Raw genomic sequence first — 15,165 nt, forward strand, 5'->3', positions numbered from 1 at the left:
ATCACCCGCATTTCCATATCGGCACTTGCAACAAGCGAATGCCGGCTTCGGGCCGAACCCGGTCTTCCAACGCGTTCAAATTATGCCGAGCTTTCGATCCTGGATTATCGGAAATCTCGGGCCTTAGGGAAGTTACTCGGCATAGTATCGGGCTCGGGATAAATTCCCTTATGCCGAGTTCGGCATAAGGGAATGAAAATGTCCCTCGGTGTCAACGCCGGCACCTTGTCGCGTGAATCCTGGGCTCCCGGCGTGCCGTGTGCGAATTCGTCTCCACGGCCGGTTGGCAGCCGGAAGTCGGCGTCGCGGTCGGCCAGCCCGGAGAGATCGCCCGACAGGTCGAAGGCTTGTTGGGCCACGAGATGAACGACGTCGCCTTCACGCTGAATTCTCCCATTAATCGCTATCATCGATGCCCCGAGGACGACGCGTCGGCGCTGCTCGAAGAGCTTGGGCCAGACGACCACGTTGGCCGGACCGGTCTCATCCTCGATCGTCATGAAGATGACGCCCTTCGCGCTGCCAGGTCTCTGCCGGACGAGGACAAGGCCCGCGGCCATCAACCAGCGACCATCCCGCGCGTTCATGGCTTCAGCGCAAGTGACGATCCGGCGCTCCGTCAAAGCCGTCCGCAGGAAGGTGACAGGGTGTTGGCGTAGCGTCAGCCCGATATGACTGTAGTCCTGGACAACGTTGTGCCCCTCGGTCATTTGACAGAGGGCGACCTCGGGTTCCTGCTGCTCGGCAATCGCCCTTGCCTTTCGTTCCGAGGCGGCTGCAAAGAGCGGAAGTGGTTCGTCCCGCAGGGCCTTGATCGCCCACAAGGCGTCGCGCCGCTGCAGTCCCAGAGACGGCAGGAAGGCGTCGGCCTCTGCGAGCTCGACCAGAGAGGCCGCCGGGATCCCGGACCGCCGCCACATGTCATCGATGCTTTCGAAAGGCTGATCCATGCGGGCAGCCGCGATACGCGCGGCATCGGCAGCGGCAAGTCCGCGCACCATGCGCATCCCGAGGCGGACCGCGTGACGGTCGGTATCGGCGATACGCTCAAGCGTGCAGTCCCATCGGGAATTGTTGACGCAGACAGGCCGAATCTCGACGCCGTGGTTCCGAGCACAGCCGACGATTTGGGCCGGCGCATAAAATCCCATCGGCTGCGAGTTCAGCAGCGCCGCGCAGAAGACGTCCGGGTGGTGGCATTTCACATAGTTGGACGCATAGGCGATCAAGGCGAACGACGCCGCATGGGATTCCGGGAACCCATAGCTGCCGAATCCTTCGAGCTGGCTGAAGGTCTTATCGGCAAACTCGGCCGTGTAGCCGTTCCTGATCATGCCGGACACGAGCTTGTCCTTGAAGCGCGAGACGCCGCCGGTGAACTTGAAGGTCGCCATCGATTTGCGAAGCTGGTCTGCCTCGCCGCCGGTGAAGCCCGCACAGACCATCGCGACCTTCATGGCAGACTCCTGGAAGAGCGGGACGCCGAGTGTCTTGCCGAGAACGGCCTCCAGTTCCGGCGTCGGATACACGACTGCCTCCTTGCCCTCGCGGCGCCGGAGATAGGGATGCACCATATCGCCCTGGATCGGGCCAGGCCGCACGATCGCGACCTGAATGACCAAATCATAAAACGTCCGCGGCTTGAGCCGGGGCAACATTGCCATCTGCGCCCTCGACTCGATCTGGAAAGTGCCGAGGGTGTCGGCTTTTCGGATCATCGCGTATGTCGCCTGGTCCTCCTGAGGGATGGTCGCGAGATCAAGGTGCTCATCCTTGTGTTCTCGGATGAGAACAAAGGCCTTTGCCATGCAGGTCAGCATGCCTAGCGCCAGGACGTCGACCTTCATGAATTTGAGCGCCTCGACGTCGTCCTTGTCCCATTCGATCACTTGTCGGTCGACCATTGCGGCGGGTTCGATCGGAACAAGATCATCGAGGCGGTCATGCGTCAGGACGAAGCCACCTGGATGCTGGCCCAGATGCCGAGGGGCACCCATGAGCTGCTGCGCAAGTTTGAGGGTCAACGCTAGACGACGGTCTTCCGGGTTCAAGCCCTGATCGCGAAGACTGCGGTCGCTGACCAGCTCTTCCGACCACGCCCACATGCCCGAGGACAAGGCTTTGATGAGGTCCTCGGGCAGCCCCAACGCCTTGCCCACGTCGCGGATGGCGCCCTTCGCCCTGTAACGGGTCACCGTCGAACAGAGGGCGGCCTTGTCTTTGCCGTAGGTCTTGTAGATCCATTGGATGACCTCTTCGCGCCTCTCATGTTCGAAATCGACGTCGATGTCTGGCGGCTCATCGCGCTCCTGGGAGACGAAGCGTTCAAATAGAAGGTCGTTGGTTGAAGGGTCGATGCTGGTGATGCCGAGGATGTAGCAGACGGCCGAGTTCGCCGCCGACCCCCGCCCCTGACAGAGGATGCCTTGAGACCGGGCGAAGCGGACGATCGAAAAGACGGTCAGGAAGTATGGGGCGTATTTCATCGTCCGGATGAGATCGAGTTCGTGACGGACGATCTTGAGAACCTCCGGCGGCAGGCCTTCCGGATAGCGGTTGGGCACGCATTCCCAGACATAATGCTCGAGGGATTCCTGCGGCGTCTTGTCTGGGAGGATCGCCTCCTCGGGATACTGATAGCTTAGCTCGTCCAAGGAGAACTTGCATCGCTCGACGATCTCCATCGTCCGGGCCAGCGCCTCGCGGTAGCGTGGAAACAGCCTCTCCATTTCATCGGGTGGCTTGATGTAGCGGTCGGCATGTCGCTCGCGCTGAAAGCCGACGTCGTCGATTGTGGTGTTGTTGCGGATGCAGGTAACGATGTCCTGAAGCTGCCGCCGGCCCGGCTCATGGAAAAGAATGTCATTGGTGACGACCGTCTTCACCCGATGTTTGACGGCCATATTCGCCAACGCGTGCAGCCTCACCTGGTCGTTCGGACGGCGCCGGAGACAGAGCGAGACGTATGCCCCGTCTCCGAAGATCTCCGCCATCTTGCGAAGTTGGACGGCGCAGGCTTCATCCGGGAGGTCGGGCACAAGGATACCAAGTAGGCCTTCGGAATAAAGGGCGACGTCGTCGAGGTTTAGGATGCAGTTCGCCTTGCCACCCCTGCCCTTGCCGAGCGTCAGCAAGCGGGTCAGGCGCGAATAAGCCGAACGATCCGTGGGATAAACGAGGATCGACATGCCGTCCTGCAGATCGAGCCGGCAGCCGACGACGAGGCGGACGCCCGTCGCGCGGGATGCTTCCAGCGCTCGCACGATGCCTGCCAGAGAGTTTCGATCGACGACGCCCAAAGCGTCGATGCCGAGTTCCTTGGCGGTCACGAAGAGCTCGTCGGCCGAAGATGCGCCGCGAAGGAAACTGAAGTGCGTCGTGACCTGGAGCTCGGCGTATCTCATCCGAATATCCCGTGCATGAACCACTTATGGGAGCCAGTTTCAGGATCGATGCCGTCGCCGGAGCGAAAGATCCAGTACCGTTCGCCGATCTCGTTTTCGACGACGAAGTAGTCGCGCACAGCCTCGAATTCGCTGTCGCGCTTCCACCATTCGCCGAACACACGCTCCGGCCCGTCCGCACGCTTGACGCGATGGCGCTTGCCGCGCCAGGTGATGCTGGCAGGGGGATGGTCAGGCAGCAGAGCTATCGCCTCGATCGGATCCGGACGCCCCAACAGCCGCACCGGTCGCCGCCAATGGTAGACCCAACCCTCCGTCACGTCCTCGCCAACCGCGGCGATCCGCTGGACGCTACGCTCCGGAACGTCGGATGCGACGGGCGCGACCCGAAAGACGCGCTGGCCCCGATTGCCGAAGACGTCGATCAGCGGGGTGATGTCAGCGTCCTCGTCGTCGACAAGCGAGGATGCCTTCTGCTTCTCCTCGAGCGGTTCCGACATCACCGCGACGAGGGTCAGCTTTTCGATCCCGAAGCCCGGCTCGATCTTTTCCGTCCGGTCGCGGAACAGTTTCGTCAGCCAGGCGACGTCTCGCACGGGCTTGGCGGTTCCCGCCCTGATCGCTTGTCTGGCCCCGTCGACCTTCTCGACGATGAGGTCGGTGCGACGGACGCCAAGACCCTTCCGCTGAAGTTCGGCGACGAGTTGAACAACCAGCCGTCCAACATACTTGTTGATCGTCTCCGCCGCGCCGATCGGTTCGGCGAAGGATCGGCTGACCTCGACGAGTTCCGGGCTACGGATGGGATCTATTGGTTCGCAGACGCGACCGAACATCTGGTCGAGACGGCGACCCACTTCCGGTCCGAAGCGAAGCGCCAAGGGAGCACGCGGCGTCGCCAAAAGCTCCCCTATTGTCCGAAAGCCTAGCGTGCGCAAATCGCCCACGATCTTCTCCGGCAGCCGCAGCAACGAGATCGGAAGGCGCTCGACGGCCCGGATAGTTTCCCCACTCGGGACGACGACGGTTTCGCGGTTGATGGCACGAGCGCATGCGTGAGCGGCACCCCACGTGTCGGCGATGGCGACCCGTGTCGTCAGGCCCTTGGCGCGGAAGCGGTTGGCGATGCTCGTCAACATTCGCTCCTCGCCGCCCTGTAGATGGTCCGCGCCCTCCGTGTCCATGACGATGCCGTCCGGCGCGTCGACGGCGACGATCGGCGAATACTGGCTGAGCGCCCACATGGTGATGCGATCGAGCGCCGCTGCATCGGCGGCGGCATCGGCGTCGATCATTCGGAGGCCCTGGAAGAGCGCCTGCGCCTTGGCGGCCGGCATGCCCACATGAACGCCAGCCTTTCTGGCCGCGGGATCGGCGGCCGACACCCAGCGTTTGGAACCGCTCTTCGAAATGACGGCGATCGCCTCCTCAACGGGAATGGCGGGATCGGCCCGCCTGATCCTGTCCGTCGCCAGATCGGGAAAAAATATCGATACGACCCTCGGCATCGCAGGCTCCTACTTCGAACTCGGCGCACTCACCCGCTTTCACCCTCATCAGTTCCAGAAGCCATCTCGCCCGCCCGACGCCCGGAACCGGCAGTTCCTCGCTCGGGATGACGCTCACCCTCCAGCGCGTGGTCGACGCCGTCGGCTGGCCGAAGTCGCTGGCCTCGGTCTGCCGTCGCCACCGCCGCACTGCAAGCGCCATCGTGCCGCTCTTCTCGGCTGCGAGTTGCAGCCGCCGGGACGCGGCCATCGGCAGCCGGACGATCTCGCCGATCACCGCCCCGAGGCCGCCGTATGAAAGGCCCTCCTCCATATTGGCAAGGACGTCCTCCTCCTTGTCGGACTCGACGAAGACGACCCGGTTCGGATGAAGACCCGCCTGCGCCAAGGCCGGGAAGAACAGGTCAGGACGTGTCAGGCACCAGACGACCTTGCCTTTGGTGCGAGCGGCAATCCCGGCCACGAACAGGGCGGCGGCCGCCCCGTCGACGGTGCCGGTCCCGCCGCCGGCGCATTCGTGCAGCGCCCCATAGGCCAATCCACCACCCGGAAGCCGCTCGTCGATCTGCGCGACACCGAAAGGCAAAACGCCTCGGCTGCGCCGACCGGCGCCTTCCAGGTGCGCGATCTGCTCGCGCAGCCCGTCGAGGACGGCGTTTGGGGCGACGGCTGACTTCATGATCTCGGGCAACCCGTTTTCGGCTTGAGTAACAGCAATATGTTCTGTATTTGTTCCGAAGAGATAAATGAGTCAATGCGCATATGACCCGCTGAAGTTGAGCGCCGGTACAAAAGATAAAAATCGCCAGCGGATTCAATCGGATGTTGAGACAGGAATATTTTTGGATGCGCCGAACGCGGCTTGTGGACGATACGATCCCGAGACTGCAAGATCACCAGGTCCCGGTGGTCGAACTCATATGCCTCCTCTGCGATCGCCATTGTACACATGAGCGCAAACTGTTGGTCAAAGCGTTTGGCGCAAGCGTCACCTTCGCGGAAATCCGCCGGCGCATGGCCATGGGCTGCGAGCGGATGCAGACGCCGCGAGGTGACAAGTGTGGAGCACACTTCCCATGTTTGAGTGATGGTCTTTGCTGATGGAAGCTAGATAATGACAGGCGAAGACAACCGCGAACGGCCGCGCAAGATCGTGCATGTCGACATGGATGCCTTCTACGCATCGGTCGAGCAGCGCGACAATCCGGAGCTGCGAGGTGTGCCGGTTGCTGTCGGCAGTCCTGCTGCCCGCGGGGTCGTGGCGGCCGCCAGCTACGAGGCACGCAAATTCGGCGTCCATTCCGCCATGCCTTCGGTGACCGCCCAGCGGAAATGCCCGGACCTTGTCTTCGTCAAGCCGCGCTTTGATGTTTACAAAGCCGTGTCGTTGCAGATCCGCTCGATTTTCGCCGAATACACGCCGATGATCGAGCCACTGTCGCTCGACGAGGCCTATCTCGACGTCACCGACAACCTGAAGGGCATGGAGATTGCGACCGAGATCGCCGAAGAGATCCGAGCGAGGATCAAGGCGGCGACGGGGCTCAACGCGTCGGCGGGAATTTCTTACAACAAGTTTCTGGCCAAGATGGCAAGCGACCTCAACAAGCCGAACGGCCAGGCCGTCATCACCCCCAAGAACGGCCCCGCCTTCGTCGAACAGCTTCCCATCAAGAAATTCCATGGCGTGGGACCGGCAACGGCCGAGAAGATGCATCGGCTCGGGATCGACACGGGAGCGGACCTGAAGGAGAAAACGCTCGACTTCCTCGTCGAACACTTCGGGAAGTCGGGACCGTATTTCTACGGGATCGCCCGCGGCATCGACAATCGTCAGGTCAGACCGGACCGGGTGCGGAAATCCGTCGGTGCGGAAGACACTTTCTCTGCCGACATCCATTCTTATGAACCCGCGCGCAACGGGCTTCAGTCGCTGATCGAAAAGGTATGGGGCTATTGTGAGGCCAATGAAATCGGCGCCAAGACGGTGACGCTCAAAATCAAGTATGCCGACTTCAGCCAGATCACCCGTAGCAAGACAGTTCCGTCAGCACTGCCAGCAATTGCCGATCTTGAGGGGGTGGTCGACCTGCTTCTCGCGCCAATCTTCCCGCCGCGAAAAGGCATACGCCTGCTTGGCGTGTCGCTGTCTTCGCTGGAGCGGCGTAGATCTGAAGCGACGCCGCAGTTGCGGCTCGCGTTTTAGGTCACATTAGATGTAGCGCGGTTGGTTTTAGATTGGATGCGCTCCGCACCGGCGTTCCCGCGCCTGCCAGTGGTACCGCCCCTCGCCTAAGTTCCCTTGACCTGCTTGCGGCAGATCGAAGCTGAGAGGCCGGAGTTTCGTCGAAGCCGTCTGATGTGAAATTCCGTTGGAATTTGCGACCTCACGAACCGCTTTCGCCCTCGCTATTGAGAACTAGCGCAGAACGGATGCAATCAAGCAAAATCTGTTCGCCAAACGGTTTTGTCAGGCAGCCGACGACGTCCGCGCCCAACGCAGACGCGCGCACATTCTTTTCTGGAAAGGCGGTGATCAGAACAGTCGGAATGCTCTTGCCCAGCGCGACCAGCCGGTGGTGCAAATCGAGACCACTCATTCCGGGCATATTGATGTCAGTCACAAGGCAGGCCGTGCGGCGGATATCAGGGAATCTCAAGAAATCATCCGCGGATGAAAAGGTCTCGGCGTCAAATCCCATCGACCTTATGAGCCCCTTGATAGCCTCCCGCATCGACTCGTCGTCGTCGACGATCGCAATCAGAGGTTTCTTGGTTGGCACCGCCGCCTCCCGACTTCGCCGATGGGCGTCGCGCCTAAATGGCGTTATGGCGAGTTGCTGGATGGACTTATTATCGGGCGGCGACAAAGTCACCGCAAGCTATACGCTCGTATACGCTGCCTAAACAGTTCTGCGACGAACTGGGAATGTGAACGCGCGGAACATGCAAATGAGGAGACCGACGCGCGCTGCGAAAACAGAGCCATACGCGTGGGAAGTTCGTTAATGCAGAAAATGTGGGTTGGAGAACGGTCGTCTCAAATGTGCCCGCGCCGAAAGGGTGGAGAGCCGTCCTGCAGGCTACTCTTCCCGAACCAAGCGACGCGCCCCGACAGAAGGTTCGTTCGCCGGCGACGCTGGCCGCTCCACGATGCGCAAAACGCCGTTTGCGGCCGCCGGCATCCACCCTTGTGGCCGGGGTAATTATCGCGCATTGTGGCGTGCGAAAGGAAACCCGATTTCGGCATTCGTTTTCTCATCTCGTGGCCAATAGGCGTAGATAGTAAATTATGCCAACGTCGATTCACATTGCAGGTTCTGACGATTGACCGAGGCGCTAGCGACCATCATTGTTATCGATGATGACCCCGAGGTCCGGGAGGCGCTTGGGAGTCTGCTGCGTTCGGTCGGCTTTGCCGTCAATCTCCTCGCTTCCGTGGGCGACTTCCTCACGTCCGGGCGACCCGATGGACCGACCTGTCTCGTACTCGATGTCCGGCTTCCGGGACAAAGCGGTCTTGATTTTCAGCTCGAGCTGTCGAGAGAAAACATACAGTTGCCGATTGTCTTCATCACCGGGCACGGCGACATCCCCATGTCTGTCAAGGCGATGAAAGGGGGCGCGGTCGAGTTCCTGACGAAACCGTTCCGAGACCAGGACTTGCTCGACGCCATTCACATCGGCCTGGCGCGCGACCGCGAATGGCTTGAAAATGAAAAGGCGCTGGCGACGGTGCGCGCTCGTTTCGCTAGCCTGACCCCACGGGAGCGCGAGGTGATGGCTTTGGTGGTGACAGGACGGCTCAACAAGCAGATTGCCAGCGCTCTAGGCGTGAGCGAGATTACGGTGAAGGTTCACCGTAGCCAGGTCATGCAGAAGATGGGCACCAGATCCCTGCCCGAACTTGCGCGTATGGCTGACAAGCTGATGCTCGCGCCAGGAAAGACTCAAACGAACTCATAAAGGTCTTGGCTGCGCGTATAGGTCATCCCCTGCTTATTGGTAATCGATCCTTCCTGGTGGCCAATAGCCCCAGCGGAAGCCCTCCTCTATGGTGCGCGTTCATTTCCCCCTCCTCCCAGGCCGGATCGCTACCGATCGGCCCGCCTTGGCCTCCCACCCGCGGGAGGCTTCTTTTTGGCCTCAGTCCCTGCAAGACACTTTCGACTCCAACACGGAAACCGACACCGAATCGAACTGACGGCACCCATGCGCGCGTTAGAGGAGCAGACCATCGCCCCAGTCATTGCGGGCCAGGATGACTTCGCCGACATGAGTCGCTGAGCAGAAGTTCGCTGATGGGTGTCCGTGCCGGTATTCCAAGGTATCGCAAAGCGAAACCACAGTATAATGTCGCGTCGTCCCTTCCATCGCTAGACTACTCGTTGCCTCGCGAGACAGGTAGCGAATCCCCCCGTTGCTACCACCAAGCTTCGGCGCTCCCTCCATCCGAAGCTCTGCGGGTCCACGACCCGTCCGACCGCCCAGCAGCCGCTGGGCGGTCTTTCCTAGAGGTGGACCACGTATCGGCCGGGCGGATGATGGCCTCGTTGTTGGGACGAACAGGCGAGATGTGGTAGAAGTGAGGAAGTGGTTGCGGTTCGTCATATGTGCTCGCTTTGGCCAATTTGACCGGACGGATCTCCGAAACGCGCTGGTGGAGATGGGAGTTTGGAGGTTCTTTGGGAGGACGGTGATCGCGTGTTCCACAGGCAACGGCGCCTGGGTGCCGACGGCAAGTGGAACCCGGTGCTGGTCGTGCTTTCGGCCCTCGAGTATCCGACACCTTCAAGCCTCGGTCGCCTCGACCATGAATACGGATTGAAGGATGAGCTCGATAGCGCGTGGGCGGTGCGACCGCTTGAGTTGGTGCGCGAGGGCGGCCGGACCATGCTGGTGCTTGAAGATCCGGGCAGCGAGCCGCTCGCCCGCCGGCTCGGAGCGGCAATGGAAACCGGACTTTTCTTGCGCCTAGCGATCAGCATCGCCGCTGCGCTCGGCAGAGTCCACCAGCGCGGCCTGGTCCATAAGGACATCAAACCGGCCAATATCCTGGTAGCGGGCACGTGCGCCGAGGTGCGGCTAACCGGCTTCGGCATTGCCTCACGCCTATCCCGCGAGCGGCAAGCGCTCGAGCCGCCCGAAGTGGTTGCGGGAACGCTTGCCTATATGGCCCCCGAGCAGACCGGGCGCATGAACCGCTCGATCGACTCCCGCAGCGACCTTTATGCGCTCGGCGTGACACTTTACGAAATGCTGACCGGGAGCCTGCCCTTTGCCGCTTCCGACCCGATGGAATGGGTGCATTGCCACATTGCACGACAGCCGATGTCGCCCAACGAGCGGACGGCGGACGTTTCACCGGCAGTCTCGGCCATCGTCATGAAGCTGCTCGCCAAGACGGCCGAGGAACGATACCAGACGGCAGGCGGCGTCGAGCACGATCTGAGGCGCTGTCTCAGCCAATGGGAAATGGAATCGCGGATTGAGGCGTTCCCGCTCGGCGAGCGCGATATCGCAGACCGGCTGCTGATCCCCGAAAGGCTATACGGGCGGGAGCATGAGGTCGAAACCTTGCTCGCTGCCTTCGACCGTGTGGTGCTGGGCGGGGCGCCGGAGTTAGTGCTGGTCTCTGGCTATTCCGGCATCGGAAAGTCGGCTGTGGTCAACGAACTCCACAAGGTGCTGGTGCCGCCGCGCGGGCTGTTTGCGTCCGGCAAGTTCGACCAGTACAAACGGGACATCCCCTACGCGACCCTGGCGCAGGCCTTTCAGGGTCTGCTCAAAGGGCTCCTCGCCAAGAGCGAGGCGGATTTGGCACCGTGGCGCGAGGCGCTGAGCGAGACGCTGGGACCGAACGCAAAGCTAATGGTCGATTTCGTCCCCGAATTGAAGCTCGTCATCGGCGACCAGCCGCCGGTCCCGGAACTTCCGCCACAGGACGCGCAACGACGATTCCAACTGGTATTCCGGCGGTTCATCAGTGTCTTTGCCCGGCCCGAACATCCGCTGGCGCTGTTCCTCGACGATCTCCAATGGCTTGACGGAGCGACGCTCGATCTGCTTGAGGATCTGCTGACCCGGTCGGATCTGCAACACCTCATGCTGATCGGTGCCTATCGCGACAACGAAGTCACTGCCGCCCATCCGCTGATGCGGACGCTTGAGGTGATCAAGACCGCGGGCGGCAAGGTCGCGGAGATCACGCTTGCGCCGCTCACTGAGGACTGTCTCCAGCAGTTGATCGCGGATACGCTCCACTGTCAGCCTGATCGTGCGGCCCCGCTCACCCGAATGATGCACGACAAGACCGGCGGCAATCCGTTCTTCGTCCGTCAGTTCCTGTTTTCGCTCGCCGAAGAGGGAGTGCTCGCTTTCGACTATCGCGCGGCATGCTGGTCCTGGGATCTCAGCCGCATTCACTCCATGGGATACACCGACAACGTCGTGCATCTCATGGTCGGCAAGCTCGCGCGTCAGCCGCCCGAAACGCGGGAGGCGTTGCAGCAGATCGCCTGTCTTGGAAACACCGCAGATATCAGGGTGCTTTCACTCGTGCTCGGGATCCCGGAGGAGCAAGTCGCCGGGGCCTTGTGGCCTGCCGTCGCTCATGAACTGCTCGAGCGTCTGGCAGGCACCTACCGGTTCGTCCACGATCGCGTTCAGGAAGCCGCCTATTCGCTGATCCCGGAGGATCGACGCGGCGAGTTACACCTTCGCATAGGCAGACGACTTGCGGCGAATACTACGCCGGAGCGGATTGACGATCATGTCTTCGAGATTGTCAGCCAGCTTAATCGCGGAGCCGCACTGATCAACTCGGCTAAGGAGCGCGAGCAACTGTCAGAGTTTAATCTGATGGCCGGCAAGCGCGCCAAGGCCTCGACGGCATACGCTTCCGCTCTAACCTATTTCGTTGCTGGCACGATGATGCTTTCGGAAGACCGGTGGCAGCGCCAGCACCAACTGGCGTTTGCGCTTGAACTGAACCGGGCCGAATGCGAGTTCCTGCTTGGCGCGCTGCCGGATGCGGAGGGCCGGTTAGCCCAGCTTTCCAGTTGTGCTGTCGGCGCCGACGACCAGGCTGCTGTCGCCTGCCTGCGCATTGATCTCTATGCTGCGCTCGGGCAGACCAGCCGCTCCGCAGACGTCGGTCTCGAATATCTGAGGCGGTATCTCGGCGTCGACTGGTCGCCGCATCCGGCCGACGCGGAGGTGCAACGAGAATACGACCGGATCTGGTTGCAGCTCGGGAGCCGCGCGATCAAGGATCTCATTGATCTGCCATTGATGAGCGACCCAGCATCCTCCGCGACGTTGGATATTCTGGCCCGGCTCGTGGGGGCGGTGTGGCACACCGACGCGAACCTGGCATGTATGGCAATCTGCCTGGCTGTGAATCTGAGCCTCGAGCGCGGCAACAGCGACGGCTCCTGCTACCATTACGTGTCGCTTGGCTATATTGCTGGGCCGCGCTTCGGTGACTATGAGGCCGGTTTCCGCTTCGGTCAGCTAGGCTGCCAACTGGTCGAAAAGCGCGACCTGAAACGCTTTCAGGCCAGGACTTACAAAGACTTCGGGGCTCACGTCATTCCGTGGACGAGACATGTCCGAATCGGCCGCGACATGTTGCGGCGAGCCCTTGAAATTGCCGATCAGAGCGGCGACCTGACGTTTGCCGGATACAGCTATGCCAGTTTGAATTCGAATCTGCTGGCGGCAGGAGATCCGCTTATGGAAGTGCAACACCAAGCGGAGACCGGCCTCGCATTTGCGCAAAAGGTGCAGTTTCAGTTCGTCGTAGATCTCACCAGCGCGCAGCTCGGGCTCGTCCGGACGCTGCGCGGGTTGACCCGGAAATTCGGTTCCTTTGACGACGACGGTTTTGACGAATGTGAGATCGAACGCCGGTTTTCTGAAAATCCGAATCTTGCGGAAATCTGCTACTTCGTCAGAAAACTCCAGGCCCGGTTCTTCGCCGGCGACTATGAGGCGGCCGTCGATGCGTCATTGCGGGCGCAGAGGCTGCCATGGACGTCGGTAGCGCATTTCGAAGAGACGCCGGAGCATCATTTCTACGGTGCCCTGGCCCGCGCCGCGTGCTGCGACGATGCTGTGGCAGACCAGCGGGCGCGGCATACGGAGGCTCTGGTTTTCCACCACCGACAGCTTCAGATCTATGCGAAGAATTGCCCGGAGAACTTCGAGAATCGCGCCGCACTTGTCGGCGCCGAGATAGCACGGCTTGAAGGCCGCGAAATCGACGCCGTGCGCCTATACGAACAAGCGATCCGCGCAGCGCGCGCCAACGGCTTCCTTCATCATGAAGCCCTCGCATATGAACTCGCCGCCCGCTTTTATGCGCTGGGAGGCTTCGAAGACTTCACTCGTCTCTATCTCCGCAACGCGCGAGGCTGCTATTTACGCTGGGGTGCCGACGGTAAGGTGCGGCAACTCGACCAGCTCTATCCGGACCTGAGAGGGGACGAACGCAGTCCCGCTCCAACAAGCACTATTGGTGCACCGGTCGAGCAACTCGACCTCGCAACCGTCATCAAAATCTCGCAAGCCGTGTCGGGCGAGATCGTCCTTCAAAAGCTGATCGACACGATCCTGCGCACCGCCGTTGAGCAGGCGGGCGCCGAGCGCGGCCTGCTGATCCTGCCGCGGGGCGGTGAGTCCCGGATCGCGGCGGAGGCCACGACTTGCGGTGAAGCGGTCGCGGTGCAGATGCTCGACGCGATCGTCACAGAGTTCACGCTGCCACAATCGCTCCTTCGTTATGTCTTGCGCACGAACGAAACCGTGGTCCTCGACGACGCAGCAGCTCAGAATCCATTTGCCGCGGACCCATATATTTGTCGGCACCGTGCTCGTTCTATCGTCTGTGCGCCGTTGCTCAATCAGGGCCAACTGACCGGGGTACTCTATCTTGAAAATAACCTCGCCCCTCGGGTCTTCGCGCCAGCTCGGATCGCGGTGCTGAAGTTGCTCGCCTCGCAGGCAGCAATCTCACTGGAGAATACCCGGTTGTACCGCGATCTCGCTGAACGCGAAGCCAAGTTCCGTCGCCTCGTCAAGGCCAACATCATCGGCATTATCATCTGGGATATCGAAGGTCGCATTTTTGAAGCCAATGACGCGTTTCTCCGCATGTTGGGCTACGACCGAGAGGACCTTGCCTCGGGTCGGCTATCCTGGACGGACCTGACGCCGGTCGAATGGCGCGACCGCGACGCACGGACCGTCGCAGAGCTGAAGATGATGGGGGCCGTCCAGCCGTTCGAAAAGGAGTATTTTCGGAAAGATGGCACCCGCCTGCCCGTGCTGATCGGCGGTGCACTTCTAGAAGAAAGCAGGAACGAAGGTGTCTCTTTCGTCCTCGATCTGACGGAGCGGCGGCAGGCCGAAGAGGCGTTACGGGAGAGCGAGGAAGCCTTGCGCGAGGTACAAGGGCAACTGGCTCATGCAAATCGCGTCGCCACAATGGGCCAGCTCACAGCGTCCATCGCCCATGAAGTCAATCAGCCGCTCGCCGCATCGCTCACCAACGCCCAGGCGGCGTTGCGCTGGCTCGGAACCCATCCGCCCAATTTGGAGGAGACGACACAGGCGCTGGGCCGGATCGTCGAGAACGCCAATCGAGCCAGCGATGTCATCGGCCGGATCCGTGCTTTGATCACGAAGGAGCCGGCTCGCAAGGAGCGGTTCGACCTCAATGAAGCCATTCGTCACGTGATTGCCTTGACCGGCAGTGAAGTGCTCCGCCACGGCGTCACGCTGCAGACAGAATTCGCGGCGGGCCTCCCGTTGGTGGAAGGAGACCGCGTCCAGCTACAACAGGTGATCCTAAACCTGATCATGAACGCAATCGAGGCGATGAGCAGCATCAACGAGGAAGAGCGCGAACTGCTGATCAGCACCGGGGCAGATGCCTCAGGAACCGTTGTCGTCAGGATACGCGACAAGGGTCCGGGCCTTGACCCGCAGACAGTGGATCGTCTCTTTGAGGCTTTCTACACGACCAAATCGAGCGGCATGGGCATGGGCCTGGCGATCTGCCGTTCGATTATCGAGGCTCACGGCGGTCGAATGTGGGCCACCGCTGGTGAACCACGTGGGGCAGTGTTTCTGTTCACCCTGCCTCTCGAACGAGACGAAACCGCTGGCGCAATGCATGCCGACCAAATGGCAATGTTGGGAAACTGATTGGACCAACAACTGGCTGAAGCTCTCGCAGCCTGGGCAGG

The 15,165-nt window shown here is 61.2% G+C and carries 8 protein-coding genes; 4 read left to right on the top strand and 4 right to left on the bottom strand.

Features of this window, described 5'->3' with window-relative positions:
• Nucleotides 1–104 precede the first annotated feature (104 nt).
• The 3 genes from FHT69_RS13915 to FHT69_RS13925 are packed head-to-tail and all read right to left on the bottom strand — an operon-like array spanning nucleotide 105 to nucleotide 5,591.
• The gene (locus FHT69_RS13915) at nucleotides 105–3,404 is read right to left on the bottom strand and encodes an error-prone DNA polymerase (RefSeq protein WP_183905486.1); all 3,300 of its coding nucleotides are present in this window, start codon (nucleotides 3,402–3,404) and stop codon (nucleotides 105–107) included.
• Nucleotides 3,401–4,912: a DNA polymerase Y family protein gene (locus FHT69_RS13920; protein ID WP_183905487.1), complete on the bottom strand. Its 1,512-nt coding sequence runs from the start codon at nucleotides 4,910–4,912 to the stop codon at nucleotides 3,401–3,403. Before FHT69_RS13920 ends, FHT69_RS13915 begins: the two co-directional genes overlap by 4 nt.
• Entirely contained in the window at nucleotides 4,833–5,591 is a 759-nt protein-coding gene (locus tag FHT69_RS13925; RefSeq protein ID WP_183845652.1) for an ImuA family protein, read from the bottom strand. Before FHT69_RS13925 ends, FHT69_RS13920 begins: the two co-directional genes overlap by 80 nt.
• Before the next feature lie 167 nt (nucleotides 5,592–5,758).
• Between FHT69_RS13925 and FHT69_RS34170 the strand changes: the two genes are divergently transcribed.
• The gene (locus FHT69_RS34170; protein WP_246780723.1) at nucleotides 5,759–6,013 is read left to right on the top strand and encodes a hypothetical protein; all 255 of its coding nucleotides are present in this window, start codon (nucleotides 5,759–5,761) and stop codon (nucleotides 6,011–6,013) included.
• Between the two features lie 13 nt (nucleotides 6,014–6,026).
• Nucleotides 6,027–7,118: a DNA polymerase IV gene (gene dinB, locus FHT69_RS13930; RefSeq protein WP_183905488.1), complete on the top strand. Its 1,092-nt coding sequence runs from the start codon at nucleotides 6,027–6,029 to the stop codon at nucleotides 7,116–7,118.
• Nucleotides 7,119–7,299: 181 nt separating this feature from the next.
• On the opposite strand, the gene FHT69_RS13935 is transcribed toward dinB, so the two are convergent.
• Nucleotides 7,300–7,695: a response regulator transcription factor gene (locus FHT69_RS13935; protein WP_183845655.1), complete on the bottom strand. Its 396-nt coding sequence runs from the start codon at nucleotides 7,693–7,695 to the stop codon at nucleotides 7,300–7,302.
• Nucleotides 7,696–8,239: 544 nt separating this feature from the next.
• Here FHT69_RS13935 and FHT69_RS13940 point away from each other — a divergent pair.
• Together FHT69_RS13940 and FHT69_RS13945 are read left to right on the top strand one after the other, a co-directional pair.
• The gene (locus FHT69_RS13940; protein WP_183905489.1) at nucleotides 8,240–8,878 is read left to right on the top strand and encodes a response regulator transcription factor; all 639 of its coding nucleotides are present in this window, start codon (nucleotides 8,240–8,242) and stop codon (nucleotides 8,876–8,878) included.
• Between the two features lie 708 nt (nucleotides 8,879–9,586).
• Nucleotides 9,587–15,124 carry a trifunctional serine/threonine-protein kinase/ATP-binding protein/sensor histidine kinase gene (locus FHT69_RS13945; RefSeq protein ID WP_183905490.1) on the top strand — a complete coding sequence of 1,846 codons (5,538 nt, stop codon included), beginning with the start codon at nucleotides 9,587–9,589 and terminating at the stop codon, nucleotides 15,122–15,124.
• The last annotated feature ends 41 nt before the right edge of the window (nucleotides 15,125–15,165 follow it).

Origin of the sequence: Rhizobium sp. BK008, from assembly GCF_014197345.1 — a bacterium.
Lineage (GTDB): Bacteria > Pseudomonadota > Alphaproteobacteria > Rhizobiales > Rhizobiaceae > Rhizobium > Rhizobium anhuiense.